Here is a 17797-nt window from a genome sequence, read left to right as displayed (position 1 = left end):
CCCAAGGCGCGGGGACGCGCCTGCTCCTCACTGCGCCTTCAGCCAGCCGAGATCCGTGAGGAACTTGTCCACCTCCGCAAGGGTCTTCGATGTGTATGGCTCGCGGTTGAAGAAGCTGTGCCCCTGATCCTTGTAGGTGACGATCCTGCAGCTGTTCCCCGCCCCGACGGAATCATCGCGGAACCATTCGGCAGGCTTGAGCAGGAAATCGGCGGTGCCGAAGAACATGATGCAGGGCGGTTGCCTGGTCTTCGCGAAGGTGAGCGGCGATATCGCGGACGGCTCACCCCGGAGGCTTTCCGCAAGCCGGGATCCGCGTTCCTTGGAGGCATCGCCGTCCTTTTCCATGCGCGGGTCCGGGGCAAGCGCCATGGCGGGGTTGAAGAGAATCATGGCATCAGGCTTGGCGCTCACGGACTTGTCGTCCGTATCCGCATCGACGGTGTTCACGAGCTGCACGCAGGCGCCGAGGTGGCCGCCCGCCGAGCCTCCTCCGGAGGCGATGCGGTCAGGATCGATGCCAAGCTCCTCCGCATGGCCGCGCACCCAGCGCATGGCGGATTTCGCATCCTCCACGCAGTCCTCGATCGTCACGCCGGGCTGCGTGGTCAGCCGGTATTCGACGCTGATGGCGACCATGCCGCGCCTCGCGAGGTGTGTGCACTGCTTCGAGAACGCGGAGGGACTCCCTTTCCTCCAGCCGCCGCCGTGGAAGAAGACGACGGCAGGAAGCTTGTCGGAGGACTTGTGCCCCTCGGGTTCGTAGATGTGCAGGGAGAGCTTCTTTTTTCCCACGGTCTTGTAGGGGACAACCCTGCCGCCTGCGTCGGCCTTCCCTTCCTCAGCTCCCGGAGCTTCCTTCCCGGATCCCATCCTCGCCTTGAACGTCTTCGCCTCCTCAAGGGTTAGCACGCCGTCCTTGTTGGCATCGGCATCGGGGAATTTCACCAAGGCCTGCTGCAAGCGCGCGTTGTTTTCCGAAGTCTGCTGCGCACCAAGGGAAACGCAAAGCCCGGCGAGCAGAACGACAGGTAGGAAGGCCTTTTTCATCCCAGCATGGAACACCGGGAGAAAGGAAAGGTTGCGGCAGGGGGAAATTGGCTCGAATCCCATGGCGGCGACATTGAAGGCGATTGCGATGAATGGCGCATTCGTACCCTTCTGAGTCCCCCATTTACCTCTTCGGGACGCACCCCCTTTCCCCGCCACCGGCTCTATCAATGGTCTAACACATAAGGCAAGGCCTGATTCCTTCCAAAAGGCTTTCCTTGGGGAACCCAACCCCCTTTCCACACTACGGGACACGCAGTGGCTTGTGCCGCTTTTCCATGCCGTCCCCCAAAGAACGCCGCTCCTTCCAAATAGGGAACGGAGCGGCATTGGGAAACGTTGGAGTTGTGAATCGTCACTTCCGGCGGCGGAGGATCAAGGCAAATCCACCAAGGCCGAGCAGGGCTGCGGACGTAGGCTCGGGAACGAGGGAAAGCGTGTCTCCGGTGACTTGGAAGTTCGCGTCAAACAAGGCGCTGGTGATTGGGGTGCCAGCCAATTCATAGTTGCCTGTGGTTAGTTCTGTTTTCCAAGCCGCGGCGTTTGCCGTCGTGTTCTGAAAGCTTCCCGTCCAGTCTGCTGCGAAGTTGATCGTTCCAGAGGTTGAATTGTAACCGGCGAGAGTGGATCTGCTGTTGTTGATGACCGCGCTTCCGCCAATGTTAAGCGTTCCATTGTTCGCTGCGCCCCAACCGCTGCCGGAGGTGCCATTTCCGATAGTGAAAACTCCGCCGAATAGATTGATGATGGAGTTGTTGGCAAGGATGCCGCGCGCGGAGAAGGAACCGCCGTTCATGGTGTAAGTTCCAGTGACGAAATTGAAATTGGCATTTCCAGAACCAACGATGTTTCCGGCAGTCTGGATAATAGAAGCGCCACCGGTATTCCAAGTAGCTGGGGTGAAAACTCCGTCCACGGCAATTGAGCCAGTATCTCCACTGGTTGGAACTGTTCCCGTCGTAAGGGTCGCAGTGTTCTGCCAGCCAGCACCTGTACTTAAGGATCCGCCCGACACCAATACGTAGGATGCGGAAAAGCCCTGCATGGTGCCGAAGATGGAAACCGCTGCGGTGCCCAGGAGGAGAAGAGTTCTGTATGATTTTTTCGTTTTCATGTGTATTTCTTGGGAGGCAATTTCAGGAGGCACGGATCACCTTTGCGGTCATCCATCAGCCCACAATGACCCCGGGAGACGGATTCTTAGCGAAAGATTCCAATTTTTTTCCAAGCAGCGGTTTTTTCTCCGCCTTGCTGAGGTTTTGACCTTTTTAGATCATCACCTGCGGCGGAGTCTCGCAGAAAGGGAAAGACGGGAGGGGTAGAGGTGCCTTTGGTTTCAGGGGCCTTTCATTGGGCACAGCGATCTGATCCGCATTCATGAGCAGCCTGCTGGCGGATCGAGGCGGCTTGGTTGGAAGGGTGCTGCCAGGGATGGCTTAGCCGCCTTAGTTGTCCGTGGCGCGCTTTGCTAAAATCTTTTCATTGCCTGCCACGGAAGGCGGCAAGCAAAGGTTTTCCGGAAGCAGGGGGCCGGATCCGCCTGTTCAAATTGTTTCCCGCATCACGTCCCCCAAAAAAACGCCGCTCCTTCCAATATGGAACGGAGCGGCATTGGGAAACGTTAGAGTTACGGAGCGTTACTTGCGACGGCGGAGGATCAGGGCGAGTCCGCAGAGTCCTACCAGGGCGGTGGTGCCCGGCTCAGGAACGGTGGTCACCGAGAAGTTATCCAATTCAGCCCCGCCAGCGGTCCAGTTCGTGAAAAGACCGAGGTAATTCTGGTTCGTGCCAGACCAGGTGAAATCTCCTGTTGCAACGGAAGATCCGTTGTTGAAAACCTCATAATTGATCGTGGTGCCTAGGGTGAAGTTTGTCACGTTTGTAAAATCGACGCGCAGTGTATCGGGCTCGACAAATGAGAGGTTGGTAGTGGTTGTCAGCACGCCATTCTCCCAGATTCTGAACTGCTCAGTGCCAGAGCCATCGTAACCGATGTAGAAATCCACATTTTCAGTAGCGGGGTTGTTACTCGACCAACCCGAATATCTGCTCGCCGGTCCGCCGACAACAATACCTGCATACCGGGTGGCCCCGCCGGTGTCAGAGTTCACGATATCAACCGAAACGCTGAAATTGCGATTGGTAGTGATCGAGGTATCGATAAAGTTGTGGTCCAGATATGCCAACGCCCACCCGCCGCCGGCACCCTCTTCACCGAGTTGGAGTTGATTACTTACAATGCTACCTCCAGCACCAAGGGTGCCGCTGGTAGGGCCACTGGTTTCAAGCCAGTCCAAGGCACCGAGGCTGCCGGATTTGCCGGTGGTAGAGGCGTTGAGATCATCGCCATTAGCGCGGTCAAAGGTATCGGCGAAGAGCGTGGCCGCATGGGCGGAAGTGCACAGGGCGAGCCCGAGAACGGCAGTGAGAGTTGTGGCTGTTTTTTTAATTTTCATCGTTTCGATTGAGGTGAGGTTATCTATTCGTGTCAAGTTGGGAATTCCTAAGTTGCTTCGCGGAGGCACGGACTGCTGCACCGAGCCATTAGCCCACAGTGACCCCGGGTGACGGATTCTTAGCGGAAAATTCCAATTTTTTCCCAAACACCGGTTTTTTCTCCGCCTTGCTAAGGTTTTGACCTTTTGAGATCATCAAGGGTGATGGAGTCCCGCAGGAACAAACAGAAGGGTGAGGCCGGGGTGCCTTTGGTTCAGGAGCTGTTCATTGAGCACAGCGATCTGATCCGGGGGTTCATCCGGAGCCTTCTGGCGGACCGGACGCAGGCGGATGATGTGCTGCAGGAGACGTTCCTGACGATCACCCGCAAGGCCGGGGCGTTCGAGCCCGGGACGAGTTTCCCGAAGTGGGCGTGTGCGATCGCCAGATACAAGGTGATGGAGGCGATGCGTGCGGTGAAGCGGGGCGGGGTGCTGCTTTCCGAGGAGGTCATCGAGGCTAAGGCTTCGCGCTGTTCCGTGATGAGGTCGAGGAGGATGGCCTCGCTGATCTTGAACATCGGTGGCAGGGCAGACCGATGCCCAGGTGGCCACCGCGCGCATCAGCCGCCAGATGGCGTTGCGCGTGGGATGGACTTCGGGCGGCCCGGGAGTGCTCAGCCTGCGGCACTCCGGACAGCGGGCAGCGTCACCCACACGGAGGTCTTGTCGGCGATGGGCAGATCGAAGACCGCAATGCTGCCTTTGCGAACCTCCTTGAGAGCCACATCACAATCCGGGCAGCGCGGCTTGCAGCGGGCTGCTTTCGCACGGCGGGGCTTGATATCTCCCGAGTTTGTCCCGTTGGCAGCATGGCTGCCTAACGGAAAGCGGCAGCAGGCTGCCGCAGTCCAAGGAGCCCCCATCCCTTCCCTCAGTTTCGGTGCTACCAGGCCCCGCCCTTCAGCCTCAGGCATTGCAGGATACATGAGCTTCGCGCAGGTGCATTCCGGGATCGGGAAAGACGGGAGTGATCCCGGAAAGGGGTTACTGCAAAAGCAAGTTTCCGGCTGGCACGGCTTTCCCGCTTGATGAAAACCAGAGGTTCTGGCAAAAGCCACGACAGACAAAGAGCCCTTGCCATGAGAACATACGCCTCGCTCGTTCTATCCGTGATTGTCGCAAGTGGACTCATGTCCACCGGCACCGCCCAGACATGGACGGAGATTACCGCAAACCTGCCGGTCGCGCCCAAGGTGGGAAGCGGGCAATCAATCGCTTCGGACGGCACTGCGCTCTATATCCTCGCCTCTCCCAATGGCGTGCTGCGCTCCACCGACAATGGCAACACCTGGAGCGCATTCCATACCGTAACTGGTGTCTCCTACAATCTCTCACAGTATGGCTCCCGCAGCATTGATGCGATCGGTAATACGCTTTGGGCGGGTGTCGAGCCCGGCAGCGGCGCACTCACCGAGGGTGTCTTGCCGCTCTACCGCACCATCGCGCCTGCGGCGTGGACGCCGTCCTTCGCCGGGGCATCGCCGCCGCCGGTCATTGATGCAGTCGCCTATGACAGCTCCACCAACACCCACTGGGCGGCCGGGCGTCTCGGCGGCATTTTCAAGTCCACCGATGGCGGCAGCACCTGGGCCGCCGCAAATGGGAATCTTCCCGGCACCAGTTGCGCCTCCATCGTCGCCCGCAACGGCAAGGTGATCGCCGCCATCGCAGGCAACGGCATGGGTGCCTTCACCTCCACCGATGGGGGCATCACATGGAGCAACAACGGGGTGCCCTTGCCTTCCATTGGCTCACTGGCCGCGATCGGCGACAATGTCTGCGTGATCGGTTCGGGTAGCACCACCCTCACGACAGGTATCTATTTCTCCCAAGATTTCGGCCTGACCTGGAACCTCAACCAGGTGGACACCGCCGGTGGGGTGAAACTCCTCACGGAAACCTGCTCGGACGCGACCACCATGTTTTCGGGCGGAGTGTATCTGCTTATCAGTCCCACATTCACCATCACGCGGATCCCCACCGTCGCGTTCTCCCTCAACGGCGGAGCCACATGGGACGATATACCAGCGACCGGCATCCCCAATGGGATCGGCACCCAGCCCGCCCGGCTTTGTAGGCACGGCAACTACCTCTTCACGATCTCCGGCGACAACAAGCTCTACCGCCTCGACCTCAACACCGTCACCCTCACCCCCACGCTCAAGATCGCGGTCCATCCCAAGATCGACAAGAAAATCACCGGCGGCACGCTGACGATGAAGGTCTATGCGGGCGGCCCGGGAACGCTCAGCTATCAGTGGAAAAAGGACAACATCGATGTCCCCGGGCAGATTACGGACACGCTTTCCATCCCCAACGCCCAAGCTTCCGCCACAGGCAACTACACCTGCGTTGTCACGGCTGGCGGCAATTCCGTGACCAGTAATCCCGCGCGCGGCACGGTGGTCGATAAGGTCGAGGGTCGCTATGATCCCACATTCGACCGCACGAACATGGGCGGCGGTGAAAGCGGCATCCCATTCCTGCAAAGCGATGGCAGCCTCGTTGTGCCCTACTTCGGAGGCGTTTACAAGCTCGGCCCTGATGGCGGCAGGGTCGACATACGGAACCTTGCAAACTCATTCACAGGCGGAGTTGTCGATTCTTCAGGCCGCATCGTTCTCGTGGGCGGGACGAACGCCTCCACTTGGCGGGTGCGGCGCCTCCTTGGCAGTGCCGGATTTCCCGATGACAACTCATTTCCTCTCCTCTCCACGAACGCCACACTCAGGGGGGTGACCGAGCTACCGGGGCATGGGTATCTGGTTTCAGGGGATTTCAGCACCATGGGGCCTGCGGGAGGAACGCAGGTCACCGTGCCGAGGCTTGTGCTTGTCGATTACAACGGAAATCTCAACTCCACCTTCAACACGAACCTGGCCGCGCTCATCGGGTTGGGGGTCTCCGCGACCCCCTACGTTTCATCGGATGGAGCCGTCTGGGTGCTGGCCAATGCCGTTTTGAGGAAGGTCGATTCCGCAGGCATGCAGGTTGCCGGATTCACCAATTACGCCCCCGGCCCTTCGTCGGACTTTGTCTCTTCGGCCGCTGTGCTCAAATCGGGCAAACTGCTCGTCACCCTGGGCACCAGCGGTGCCCGCCGGTTCAAGCTCTTCAATGCCGACGGCTCGTTCGACAGCACCTTCAACACCGCCGGACTGACGCTCAGCAGCACGTTCACGGCATGCACCGAGCAGGCGGATGGAAAGATCGTGTTGGGTGGGAATTTCTCTTCATACGGCTCCAATTCTTGCGCCGGATATATGCGGATCAGCGCCACCGGAGTCTTTGACAGCTCCTTCTACTGCGCCACCGGCTTCAGTACCGCAGGTTCGGGCGGGATCGCCTATGATCCACGCGGCTACATATACATGGCCAACGGATCCAACAACGCCACCTCCGGAGCCTTCCAGGACAGCGCAACCATAGGCGATGTGATCGGGAAAAACTTCATCCGTGTTTTCGCCACCGCAGCCACTTCCGACCCTTTCGCATCCTGGGCTTCGGGCTTTTCCTTTCCCGTGGGCAAGGATGGCCCGAACGATGATGCGGATGGCGATGGCCTGCCGAACCTGATCGAGTTCCTTTACGGCGGAAACCCGCTTCTCGGCTCCAGTCCCGCACCGGGCCGGGTTTTCCCCACAACGCCGGTTGCGGACGGGGCGTCGATCAACCTCCTTGCGCCGGGTGCGGGTCTTGATCCCGTGAAAAAATACCAACTCCTCAGCATGCGGGTGCCGAAAAACACGCAGGGCTACACCGTCGGCATCTCGGCCACTGTGAACCTCCCCGCCTTCGACGGTTCCGCGACCGCGAACGAATACGGAACGCCTGCCGACGACGGCGATTTTGTGATCAAATCGTACTACCTGATGCCCTCGCAGAGCGACGCACCGAAGATGTTCTGGCGCGGCGTAGCCAGCCAGTGAGGCAGTGACCTTCGTGTATGCTTGAGTTCTCGGATGCCCCCTACCGCTTCTTCGAGGCGAAGCCATCCGCTCCACTAATCTGGCTTGGAAGGCGGCTGAACCGGGGGCTGATCCTACCCGGTGCGAACCACCGGATCCGCGAGATCTCCGTCTCGGGTGAGATGGATGAGTTGGAGGAATCGAGGAGGAACGGCGACCGGCTGCTGTTCGTGATCAACCACCCCAGCCACAGCGATCCGCAGGTGCTCACCGAAGTCCACCGGCGGCTCGGTGTGGATTCCTGTTTCATGGCGGCCTATGACGTATTCCTCCGGAACAAATTCTGCGCATGGAGCATGCAGAAGATGGGGAACTTCTCCATCGACCGCGAAGGCGCCGACCGCAAGGCGATGGCCGCCGCGATCAAGGTGCTCACCGACGGGGAGCGGGCTCTGAACATTTTCCCGGAGGGCAACGTGTATCTGACCAACGACCGCCTCACGCCTTTCCTCGACGGAGCGGCGTTCATCGCGCTCAAGGCTCAGGCGGCCACCGAATCGGCGGTGAAAATCGTCCCGCTAAGCCTCAAGTTCACCCACCTCACCAAGCCGCGCGAAGCGATCACCGAACGCATGCTCCGCCTCGGCGCGGAGAGCGGCCACCGCTTTCCGTCCGGCTCCACTTCGGATCCGCTGGGCGCGGTGCTGGGTCTCGGGCGGCACATACTCGGCGGCTATCTGAAGAAACACGGTCTCCACGGAAAACTACCCGCAGATGACCCGTCGCTCTATGACCTGCTGGAAAACTTCGCCGCCAACCTCGTCGCGGAGACAGAGAACGGCTTGGGGATCGCCGTGGTGGAGGGCGCGCCGCTCACTGCCCGCATCGCCAAGGCCCGCGCTAAAATCCACCAGCTCCGCTCCGATCCCGCCGCGCAACCGCATCCCGAGATCGCCGGCCTCGCCGATCGCGCGATACTCGCCCTCCGCATCCACGGCTACCTCACCCCTTACCTGACGGAACACCCCACCATCGACCGCTACGCCGAGACCGTGGAGCGCATCGCCGAGGATTTCCACTCCCGCACCATGCCGCGCACCGGCCCCCGCCGGGCGATGGCAATGATCGGCGCGCCCATGGATGTCCGCGAGCAGCTCGGCGCGAAATCGCGCGATGCCATCGCCGCGCTCACCAAGGAAATGGAGCGCCGCGTGCAGGCGGGGATCGATGCGCTGAACGCTTCCAACGACGCGCCGGGCGGGAGGCTCGTGGAGGGGTGATGATCTCGATGAGGACGGGCAGCAATCCAAAGCCTCTGGCGGGCGGTTGATTTTTCCTTCCGCCCTGCGGATCACTGAAATTACTTGGCAACAAACCGATGAAAACGATGCGCCTCGCCTTGCTGGCGCCATTCACGTTTCTCGCCCTCGCTTGCTCCCGGAAGAAGGAATACACCACGGTCACACACTGCGAAGAAAAGCGCGGCGAGCGGGAATTCGTGAGATGCGATGTCTTCGCGGAGGGCGGGAAGTTCATCCACTTCCGCGGCGAGGAGGCGGATCCTGCGCACCCGGGTCAGAGATTGCCTGCGGCGGAGATCAAGCGCCACGGGAAATACAAGGTGTTCAGGTCCAAGGTGACGGACAACGGGATGGAGCGACTCGGGCGGGTGCCGGAGGCTTTTCAACCGTTCATCCGCCAGAGTGTGAAGTTCAGGAAAGCGGCGAAGGACACCCATGCGAGATACGGGGCGAACATCCATGCGGACGCGCGGTTCACGCGCGCGAAGGCGAGGGCGGTCGCGAGGACGGCGCACCAGAGCAGCAGGATGACCGCAAGAGCCCAGCCGATCTCCTTCGCCCCGAAGAAGACGGGAGACCAAGCGGCGTTGAGGGCGAGCTGCACGGCATAGAGGGAAAGCGCCAGCCGCCAGCCTTCGCGCCGCCAGACGAGCCACGCCGCGACGGCCATCAGCAGGTAGAGCGCGGTCCACACCGGACCGAAGATCCATCCAGGCGGATTCCAGTCCGGCTTGGCCAAGGCCGCATGCCAGGCCCCGGGCGGAGCCCACACGGCGGCGAGCGGGGCGATGAACGTGACGATGACGAAGCCCGCGAGCGCGAGCGCCTGTTTCCCTTTCGAGAGATTGTTTCCCATGTCTCCACAACATGGCCCGGGCAGGGCGGGCGGGCAAGTCCGCTTGCCGGGGAGCTTTGCCTTTCCCTTTCGACGCCCGTGCCGGATCCGAAGGGCCCGGAGCTGCGGTTGATCCACAACATAGGGAATACGTGCCCTTGCGCACTGTGGGTGGGCGGGTTCAACGGGATGCCGCACCGCAGCTCATGGACGCGATGGGGTTGGTGCTGGCTTCCTTGGACACGGCGGCGGATCAGGCTAGTTCCGCGCATCACATCCCATTTCCCCGCCTCCGGCTCTCTGAAAGGCCAAAACCACAAAAGTGAAATCCCTAGCATTCATTCACCCCGGGACGGGGCGATGAAGGCCTGCGGCGTGATGCCGCAGCTATGCGGGGGTCTCCATGGATTTGAAGGCGGCGTATAGTTTCAGGGTTTCATAGGGGATCTCGCCGTTGAGGGTGTTGTGGATGGCGCCGAGCTTGGAAAGGCCGTCCTCTGTGGCGGCGAGGGCGGCATCGATGCGTTTTTCATCGGCTTGGGAGTAAAAATCGCGGGGATCGGGGGTGATTTTCCCGTTGGCGATGGCGGCGGCGAGGTGGCCGGCGATGGTGCTGGTGACCATGTCGCGGGTCTTCGCGATTTGGCAGATGGACTTGCCGGACCTGTATTGGTTCAGGGTTTCGAGCTGGGTGACGCTGAGGCCGTCCCCGCTTCTCATTTTCGGCGTCGGCGGGGTGGAGAGCGGTTCGAAGGTTTGCCTTTCGTTGGAGCTGAGGTGGGATCTGATTTCCTGCATGAAGGCTTGGCCGTAGTCTTCGAGTTTCTGGGTGCCAACGCCGGGGATATTGAGGAAATCCGCCTTGGTCTGCGGGTAGCGACGAGCCATGTGGCGGAGGGGGGTGTCTCCGAAAATGACGTAGGGCGGGACGGATCTCGCGTCAGCGATGGTTTTCCGCAGGGTGCGGAGGGATTGGAAGAGGGCTTCGTCGCAGGGGATGTTTCCGGTGCGGGAGAGTTTCGCGGAGTCCCCTGTGGTTTCGGAAAACGGGATGCGGGAGAGGAGGATGGTTTCGCGGGATCTGAGGAGTTCGGAGCCTTTGGGGGAGACGTTGAGCGTATGGAAGTTGTCCGGGGAGGCGTCGATGAGGCCGAGGGAGACCAGTTGGCGGGCGAGGGCGGCCCATTCCTCGCGGGGGGTGTCGGCGCCGATGCCGTAGGTGGTGATCTTGTCGTGGCCGTATTCGCGGACTTTGGCGGTGTTGGCTCCGGCAAGGACTTGGGCGATGTGGTTGGCTCCGGTGGAGAAACCGGCGGCCTGTTTGGCCCGGATGATGCAGGAGAGGAGCTTTTGGACGTTTCGGGTGGCGTCGTATTGCTCGGGGGGATTGAGGCAGGCATCGCAGCCGCCGCAGTTTTCATCCGGCCATGTTTCGCCGAAGTATTTCAGGAGGGCTGTGCGGCGGCAGGTGGAGGTTTCGGCGAAATCGGCCATCTGGCGCATCTGGATCTCGGCGATTTTCGCGGCTTCCGGGTCGGTGGCGTTTTCGAGGAAGCGGAGGTTTTTCATGAGGTCGCCGCGGGAGTAGAGCAGCAGGCACGCGGAGGGGAGGCCGTCACGGCCTGCGCGGCCGGTTTCCTGGTAGTAGCCCTCGATGTTTTTCGGGAGGTCTGCGTGGATGACGTACCGGACGTCGGGTTTGTTGATGCCCATGCCGAAGGCGACGGTTGCGCAGACGATGCGGGCTTCGTCGCGGATGAAGGCTTCTTGGTTTTTCGCGCGGGTGGCGGGGTCGAGCCCGGCATGGTAGGCGATGGCGGGGATGCCCTCGGCCTTGAGTGTGGCGGCCATGGCCTCGGTGGATTTGCGGGACTGGAGGTAGATGATGCCGGATTCCTCGCGGCGGCTGTGGACGAACTCGAAGACCTGGCGGGCGGGCTTGGATTTCGGGATGATCGAATAAGAGAGGTTGGGGCGGTTGAAGGACGCGAGGAAATTTTCCGGAGACTCCATCTGGAGCTGGCGGGCGATGTCCTGGCGGACTTTTGGGGTGGCGGTGGCTGTTAGGGCCAGGAAAGGGATGCCGGGAAGGTGTTTGCGGAGTTGGGCGAGCTGGCGGTATTCCGGGCGGAAGTCATGGCCCCACTCGGAGATGCAGTGGGCTTCATCGACGGCGATGCGTCTGATGTTCCAGCGTTTCAGATCGGCGATGAAGCCTGGGGTCATGACGCGTTCGGGGGCGGCGTAGAGGAGCTTGTAATCGCCGCGTGAGAGGGATTCGGAGCGGTCGCGGGCTTCGGCGGGGTCGAGGGAGGAGTTGAGGAACGTGGCGGGGATGCCGGAGGCAGTGAGGGAATCGACCTGGTCCTTCATCAGGGCGATGAGAGGGGAGATGACGAGGGTGACTCCGTCTTCCGCAAGGGCGAGGAGCTGGAAGGTGAGGGATTTCCCGGCACCGGTGGGGAGGATGGCGACGACGTCCTTTCCGGCCATGGTGGCGGCAATGATTTCCTGCTGGAGCGGGCGAAAGGAGTCGTAGCCGAAGAATTGTTTTAGGAGGGCGGCAAGAGGGTCATGCATTTCCGCAGGGTAGGAAAACTTCTCCGGCAGGCAAGAGAAAAGTGTTTCAATGAACAGTTATTGACCATCGGGATTTTCCACCCTCGTCCTCAGGCGAACCGAATCGCTTCCCTCATCAGGGGTGATCATCACAGAGATCACGTAGCCTTGTTTTTCTGTTCCGATATTTATGGACGCGCTGGAACCCGCCCTTGCAACGACAGTCGGCATTGTGGCTGCGCCAGCCGTGTTTCCTCCGAGTATCTGCGTTACCTCGGCAGAAGGGAAACTCAGGTTCTTTTGGATTCTTGTCTTCGCCGGTGAAATGAGAGCACCGAGTCCTGCCTCCGAGGATGCTTCCTGACTCATGGCCAGTGCTTTCGAAATGACCCGATATTGCAACGGGGCAGCGTCCGTTTCGCCGGGTATGAAAGGGGTGCCGTCCGCTTTGAGGGCTTCAACTTGCAGTATGGTGAATCCGTAGTTGCCATCGGTTCTCCTGAAACCGCCGAGGACAAGTGCTTCGCCGGGTTGCAGTATGGCATCGCTAAGGGAGCTGGGCTGCTCCGGGTATTGGGCGGGGAGGATGCGGTCGAACTCGATTTCCAATTCACGGAGAGCCTGTGCATCGGCTCCGCCGTTTCGTTCGCGTTTGGTGGGGGGTGGCAGACGGGGATCGTTTTCCTGCAGGAGGGGATTGGATTCTGCCTGTCCGGATACGTCGCCATTTTCGGAGGATGCAAAAAAACGATCGGATTTCAGACCGATGGATGCGACGATTCCCAGGATCAAGAGACCCGTTGGGATAAGCGCCTGCCTTCTTGTCATGCATTTGAGATACCTTGCCCGGCCACATATGTCACCCGTTCAAATTCGCGGCGGTTTTTGTGGTTCGACCAAGCGGTTCCGCTTGCGTGCACGCGGTATTCCGCTATCACTCCGCGCGCATGCTTGCTGCCATCGCGTTCCTTGTCGTCGGTCTTGTTCTCCTTGTTTATTCCGCCGACTTCCTGGTGAAAGGCGCTTCCAATCTAGCGGCTGCGGTGGGGATTTCGCCGCTGGTGGTGGGCTTGACCGTGGTGGCCTTCGGGACAAGCGCACCGGAGCTGGCGGTCTCGGTGATGGCGGCGTTCAACGGGCAGGATGACATCGCGGTGGGCAATGTGGTCGGCAGCAACATTTTCAATGTTCTTTTCATCCTGGGGATTTCGGCGCTGATCATCCCGCTGGTGGTGCATGCGCAGCTGGTGCGCTTCGATGTCCCGGTGATGATCGCCGTCTCGGTGCTGCTTTACCTGCTCTCGATGGACGGCCTGATCTCCCGCGTGGATGGCCTCGTGCTGTTTGCGCTACTTGTGGCCTATGTCGTTTTCCTCCTCCGCCTCTCCAAGAAGGAAAAGGACGCGGGGGTGCTCTCCGAGTACGAGCAGGAATACGGCAAGCCAGCGGCCGGTCCGAAATGGATCAAGAACCTGGCGTTTGTGATCGGGGGCGTGGCCGGGTTGGTGCTGGGTTCCGACCGGCTGGTGTACGGGGCGGTTTTCATCGCGAAACATTTCGGGGTGTCCGAGCTGATCATCGGGCTGACGATCATTTCCGCAGGCACCTCGCTGCCGGAGGTTGCTACCTCGGTGGTGGCGGCCTTGAAGGGTGAGAGGGACATCGCGGTGGGCAATGTCGTCGGCAGCAACATTTTCAACATCCTGACGGTGCTCGGGATCTCCTCGATCATCACCCCGCTGAGGGTGGCGGAAGCGGCCCTGAATTTCGATATCCTGTTCATGATCGCCATCGCGGTGGCGGCGCTTCCGGTGTTTTTCCACGGCTACAAGATCGGGCGGATGAGCGGGTTTTTGTTCCTCGCTTTCTACGTGGCCTACATCGTTTACCTGATCCTCGGAGCCCAGGGGCATGCGGCCTTTGGCGGCTACCGCCATGTGATGCTGCTCTATGTGGCTCCGGCGACGGGATTGCTGCTTGGCGGGCTTCTTGTCAGCGCCATCCGCAATCGGAAAAACCTCGCCTAGTGGCTGAGGTTGGGGCTTGCGGGTTTGCCCCTGCCCGCCAAGTATCCCGCCGCATGATACTTGCCATAACATACCTCATCGTCGGGCTGGTGCTCCTTGTCTTCGCTGCCGACTGGCTGGTGAAAGGCGCGGCCAACATCGCCTCCGCGCTGGGGATCTCACCGCTGGTCGTGGGGCTGACGGTGGTGGCCTTCGGGACGAGCGCGCCGGAGCTGGCGGTCTCCGTGATGTCCGCCTTCAGGGGGCAGGCGGATCTGGCGGTGGGAAACGTGGTGGGCAGCAATATCTTCAACATCCTTGTCATCCTTGGCATCTCCGCGCTCATCATCCCGCTGGTGGTTCACGCGCAGCTGATCCGCTTTGATGTGCCTGTGATGATTTTCCTGTCGCTGCTGCTCTTCGGGCTGAGCTTCGACGGGACGATCTCGCGGATCGACGGGTTCATCCTCTTCGCGATGGCGTTGGCCTATGTGGGCTTCCTGCTGCGCCAGTCACGGAAAGAAAAGGATGCCGGTGTGCTCAGCGAGTATGAGGAGGAGTATGGGAAAAAGGGGGAGGACCCGGCGTGGGCGAAAAACACCGCCCTGGTGGTGCTCGGGATTGCCGGGTTGGTCTTGGGATCGGACAGGCTGGTTTTCGGTGCCGTGTTCATCGCCAGGCATTTCGGCGTCTCCGAGCTGATCATCGGGCTGACAATCATTTCCGTGGGGACATCTTTGCCGGAGGTGGCGACATCGGTGGTGGCCGCGCTGAAAGGCGAGCGGGACATTGCGGTTGGCAACGTGGTGGGCAGCAATATCTTCAATATCGTCACGGTGCTTGGCATTTCCTCGATCGTGGCTCCGGCCGGGATTGCCGTGGCTAGGCAGGCGATCGAGTTCGACATGCTCTTCATGATCGCGATCGCGCTTGCAGCGCTGCCGGTGTTTTTCCATGGCTACCGGATCGGCAGGATGAGCGGGTTTTTCTTCCTGGCATTTTATGGGGCGTACCTCGCCTACCTGATCCTTGGGGCGACCGGCCATCCGGCCTTCCCGGGATTCAGGCACGCCATGCTTGTTTTCGTGGCTCCCGCAACGGGATTGGCTCTCGTGGTGATGCTGATCCGTGCCATCGGACAGCCGAAAAACCCCGCCTAGACATTTCCCCGCGTGGCACTAGATTTTCCCACCCGGCGGGAGATCCGCCCCCCAAGCAGCAGACCATGTCCGATCCAGATAAACAATCCCCGCAACCGCCCAGCCCGAACCGTCCAGCAGGAGAACCCGGCGGCTTCAACTGGCGTGTGCTCGCCCTTTTCAGCCTAGCAATCCTGATTCTCGGCATTGCGTTCCTCAACCCTTACTCGGAAAACAAGGCCGAGCCGATGAGCTATGCGGAATTCCGCAGGGCGCTCGACCAGGGTCGCGTGGTTCTGGATGATTCCAAGCAACCTCTCTCCGTCATAACCAGCGACACCGCCTATGACGCGAAGATCATCGGATGGGCGAAGCCGGAGCTCGTGCTGCCCAAGGGAGAGAGCAAGCAAACCACACCCCGGGACTTCCGCGTCCCCGTGAACCTTGAACTCCAGGGCGAGGAAATCCGCGAACTGCTCGGCGAGAACATCCGCATGGAGCAGATCACCGATGAGGGCGACGCACCCATCGAGGGAGCCGTCGAAACCCTCTCCCTCGCGGATTTCAGGAAATCAATGGCCCTCGGCGAAATCGAGCCGGACTCCGATCCGGCCAACCCCCTGCGCATCCTCACCACCGGCGAAAGTTCCAATGCGATGATCGCAGGGACCCGCCAGATCGTGACGAACCTCAAAGAGCCGAAAAACGAGAAGGGCGAAGCCATCGCACCCGTTCCCTTCGAGGTCACCGTCTCGTCCGCGATCCTTGGCAAGGAGCTTGAGAAGCTCCTCAAGGACAAGGCGAAATACAAACGCAACTCAGACTACCTCAGCAAGGCGCTGTTCACCTTCCTGCCGTTCCTGCTCATCATCCTCCTGCTGTTTTTCCTCTTCCGCCAGCAGATGAAATCCGCCGGGCGCGGTGCGATGTCCTTCGGGAAATCCAAGGCCCGCCTGCTCACGATGGACCGCAACAAGGTCACCTTCAAGGACGTGGCCGGCATCCAGGAAGCGAAGGAAGAGCTTTTCGAGATCGTCGATTTCCTCCGCGATCCCAAGAAATTCCAGAAGCTCGGCGGCTCGATCCCGAAGGGCGTGCTGATGGTCGGGTCCCCCGGAACCGGCAAGACCCTCCTCGCCCGCGCCATCGCAGGTGAGGCCGATGTGCCTTTCTTCTCGATCTCCGGATCGGACTTCGTGGAAATGTTCGTCGGAGTCGGCGCATCCCGCGTCCGCGACATGTTCGAGCAGGGCAAGAAGAACGCCCCGTGCCTGATTTTCATCGATGAGATCGATGCGGTCGGTCGCCACCGCGGCCACGGAATGGGCGGCGGGCACGATGAGCGCGAGCAGACGCTCAACCAGCTCCTTGTTGAGATGGACGGCTTCGACACCCAGGAGGGAGTCATCATCATCGCCGCCACGAACCGTCCGGACGTGCTAGACCCAGCTCTCCTCCGCCCCGGCCGTTTCGACCGCCAGGTGACCGTTTCGCTTCCGGACGTAAATGGCCGCGAGGAAATCCTCCGCGTCCACGTGAAGAAGATCAAGCTGGCCGCCAACACGGAACTGGCGACCATCGCCCGCGGCACCCCCGGATTCTCCGGAGCCGAGCTCGCGAACCTCGTCAACGAGGCCGCACTCCTCGCCGCTCGCAAAGGCCTTTCCGCTGTGACGCTTGCGGAAATGGAAGAGGCCCGCGACAAGGTGCGCTGGGGCCGTGAGCGCCGCTCGCTTGCCATGTCCGACAAGGAAAAGATCGGCACCGCCTGGCACGAGGCCGGCCACGCCTACCTGAACATGGTCCTGCCGCACACCCACCCGCTGCACAAGGTCACCATCATCCCCCGCGGGCCATATCTCGGCGCGACAATGTATCTCCCGGACGGCGACAAGTATTCCACCCAGAAAAAGGAGGCGCTCGCGAACCTCATCGTCACCATGGGCGGCCGCATCGCGGAAGGTTTCCACTCCGACGACGTTTCCAACGGAGCCTCCGGAGACATCCGCCAGGCCACCTCGCTCGCCCGCAACATGGTCTGCGAATGGGGCATGTCCGACGAGCTCGGCATGGTCGAATATGGCGAAGGCGATAGCCCCGTCTTCCTAGCCCGCGACATGAACAAGAGCCGCAACTACTCCGAGGAAACGGCGAAAGTCATCGATGCGGAGATCAAGAAATTCATCGACAATGCCTTCGCCGAGGCTACCCGCATACTCACGGAGAACCGAGATGTGGTCGAAAAGATCGCCCTCGCCCTGCTGGAATTCGAGACGCTCGATGCAAGCCACCTCAAGGACATCATCGAGCACGGCGAAATGAAGAATCCGCCGAGCGCACCCAAGCCGCCACCCATCCCCGACGAAATGGAGAAGAAGCCATCCTCCAAGAAAGCCGGCAACGAAAGGCCGGAAGACGACGGCCCGTTGCCGGGGGTTGTGGGAGCTCCGGCTTAGCCGGGAAGGGAAGCGCGATTGGGAAATCGCGCCCTGCATGGCGAA

At 60.8% G+C, this 17797-nt stretch carries 13 protein-coding genes; 6 read left to right on the top strand and 7 right to left on the bottom strand.

Annotated elements, in window-relative coordinates:
• Positions 1-27 precede the first annotated feature (27 nt).
• From HZ994_16600 to HZ994_16590, 3 genes are all read right to left on the bottom strand, one after another.
• Positions 28-1113: an alpha/beta hydrolase gene (locus tag HZ994_16600; protein QTN33863.1), complete on the bottom strand. Its 1086-nt coding sequence runs from the start codon at positions 1111-1113 to the stop codon at positions 28-30.
• A 292-nt stretch (positions 1114-1405) separates the two neighbouring features.
• A complete protein-coding gene (locus HZ994_16595) occupies positions 1406-2164 on the bottom strand; it encodes a PEP-CTERM sorting domain-containing protein (protein ID QTN33862.1) in 759 nt (252 codons plus the stop codon).
• A gap of 523 nt (positions 2165-2687) precedes the next feature.
• A complete protein-coding gene (locus HZ994_16590; protein ID QTN33861.1) occupies positions 2688-3506 on the bottom strand; it encodes a PEP-CTERM sorting domain-containing protein in 819 nt (272 codons plus the stop codon).
• A gap of 186 nt (positions 3507-3692) precedes the next feature.
• On the opposite strand from HZ994_16590, the gene HZ994_16585 reads away from it, so the two are divergent.
• The 3 genes from HZ994_16585 to HZ994_16575 are packed head-to-tail and all read left to right on the top strand — an operon-like array spanning position 3693 to position 8736.
• Positions 3693-4577, top strand: coding sequence for a hypothetical protein (locus HZ994_16585; protein QTN33860.1), 885 nt, complete (start codon positions 3693-3695; stop codon positions 4575-4577).
• Between the two features lie 50 nt (positions 4578-4627).
• A complete protein-coding gene (locus HZ994_16580; GenBank protein ID QTN33859.1) occupies positions 4628-7477 on the top strand; it encodes a hypothetical protein in 2850 nt (949 codons plus the stop codon).
• Positions 7478-7494: 17 nt separating this feature from the next.
• Complete coding sequence (locus HZ994_16575) at positions 7495-8736, top strand: 1-acyl-sn-glycerol-3-phosphate acyltransferase (GenBank protein QTN33858.1); 1242 nt, start codon at positions 7495-7497, stop codon at positions 8734-8736.
• 80 nt (positions 8737-8816) lie between these two features.
• Here HZ994_16575 and HZ994_16570 read toward each other — a convergent pair whose 3' ends face one another.
• From HZ994_16570 to HZ994_16555, 4 genes are all read right to left on the bottom strand, one after another.
• Positions 8817-9065 (bottom strand): hypothetical protein, encoded by a 249-nt coding sequence (locus HZ994_16570; protein ID QTN33857.1) that lies wholly within the window; start codon positions 9063-9065, stop codon positions 8817-8819.
• Positions 9066-9139: 74 nt separating this feature from the next.
• On the bottom strand, positions 9140-9613 hold the full coding sequence (locus HZ994_16565; protein ID QTN33856.1) for a tryptophan-rich sensory protein: 474 nt from the start codon (positions 9611-9613) through the stop codon (positions 9140-9142).
• 366 nt (positions 9614-9979) lie between these two features.
• On the bottom strand, positions 9980-12172 hold the full coding sequence (gene recQ, locus HZ994_16560) for a DNA helicase RecQ (protein ID QTN33855.1): 2193 nt from the start codon (positions 12170-12172) through the stop codon (positions 9980-9982).
• A 57-nt stretch (positions 12173-12229) separates the two neighbouring features.
• A complete protein-coding gene (locus HZ994_16555; protein ID QTN33854.1) occupies positions 12230-12943 on the bottom strand; it encodes a hypothetical protein in 714 nt (237 codons plus the stop codon).
• A 155-nt stretch (positions 12944-13098) separates the two neighbouring features.
• On the opposite strand from HZ994_16555, the gene HZ994_16550 reads away from it, so the two are divergent.
• The 3 genes from HZ994_16550 to hflB all read left to right on the top strand — a co-directional run bounded on the left by HZ994_16550 (position 13099) and on the right by hflB (position 17752).
• On the top strand, positions 13099-14178 hold the full coding sequence (locus HZ994_16550; GenBank protein QTN33853.1) for a calcium/sodium antiporter: 1080 nt from the start codon (positions 13099-13101) through the stop codon (positions 14176-14178).
• Between the two features lie 53 nt (positions 14179-14231).
• On the top strand, positions 14232-15317 hold the full coding sequence (locus HZ994_16545) for a calcium/sodium antiporter (GenBank protein ID QTN33852.1): 1086 nt from the start codon (positions 14232-14234) through the stop codon (positions 15315-15317).
• 65 nt (positions 15318-15382) lie between these two features.
• On the top strand, positions 15383-17752 hold the full coding sequence (hflB, locus tag HZ994_16540; protein QTN33851.1) for an ATP-dependent zinc metalloprotease FtsH: 2370 nt from the start codon (positions 15383-15385) through the stop codon (positions 17750-17752).
• Positions 17753-17797: the final 45 nt, after the last annotated feature.

The organism is Akkermansiaceae bacterium, assembly GCA_017798145.1.
Taxonomy (GTDB): domain Bacteria; phylum Verrucomicrobiota; class Verrucomicrobiia; order Verrucomicrobiales; family Akkermansiaceae; genus Luteolibacter.
Note: the sequence above shows the minus strand (reverse complement) of the source record. Positions and strands in the feature narration are given on the sequence as shown.